We start from the raw sequence: 727 nt of genomic DNA on the forward strand, positions 1-727 counted from the left end.
AACATGTCGAACTCCTCGAACGACCCGGTGTCGAGGAGGAGTTCGATGCGCTCGCGCGCCGTCAGCTTGCCGCGCTTGTGCTGCGCGGCCACCCGGTTCTCGCCGCCGCCGAGCCGGGCCAGCCCGCGCCGCTGATCCAGCCGTTCGAGGATGTCCTTCATGCCTGCCGCCTGTGTTCTTCCGGCGCCTGAAGCCTCGCGGGCTTGGCGGTATTGCGTGCCGGCGGCTCTAGCACGCGTCACCGCCGGCGCAAATCCGGCCGAAGGCGCAAGGCCGCAGGTCCAAGATCGCAGGTCCAAGACCGCCGGCCGCGGAAGACCTCAGCGGCGCAGGCGCCCGACAGGCTCCTCGCGGGCGAGGCGCAGCAGGTACTGGCCGTAATTGGTCTTGGCGAAGAGCTGCCCGCGGGCCTCGACCTGCTCGCGGGCGATGAAGCCCTGCAGGTAGGCGATTTCTTCCAGGCAGGCCACCTGCATGCCCTGCCGGCGCTGGATCACCCGCACGAACTCGGAGGCCTCCAAGAGGCTGTCGTGCGTGCCCGTGTCCAGCCACGCGTAGCCCCGCGACATGCACTCCACGTGCAGTTCGCCCCGCTCCAGGTAGGCCTGGTTCACGTCCGTGATCTCGAGCTCGCCCCGCGCCGAGGGCCGCACCGCCGCCGCGATGTCGAGAACCTGATTGTCGTAGACGTACAGCCCCGTCACCGCCCAGGTCGACTCGGGCTCCT

Annotated in this window: 2 protein-coding genes; both read right to left on the minus strand. The window is 69.6% G+C overall.

The window, feature by feature from the left end; translation table 11 throughout:
- On the minus strand, positions 1-161 hold a 161-nt coding region (locus tag ACKUB9_RS34345; RefSeq protein ID WP_407531191.1), incomplete at its 3' end, for a carboxyl transferase domain-containing protein.
- Positions 162-320: 159 nt separating this feature from the next.
- Positions 321-727: sugar phosphate nucleotidyltransferase (locus ACKUB9_RS34350; RefSeq protein WP_407531189.1), on the minus strand; the 407-nt coding region annotated here is incomplete at its 5' end.

It is taken from the genome of Methylobacterium oryzisoli (genome assembly GCF_046557895.1).
Taxonomy (GTDB): Bacteria; Pseudomonadota; Alphaproteobacteria; order Rhizobiales; family Beijerinckiaceae; genus Methylobacterium; species Methylobacterium oryzisoli.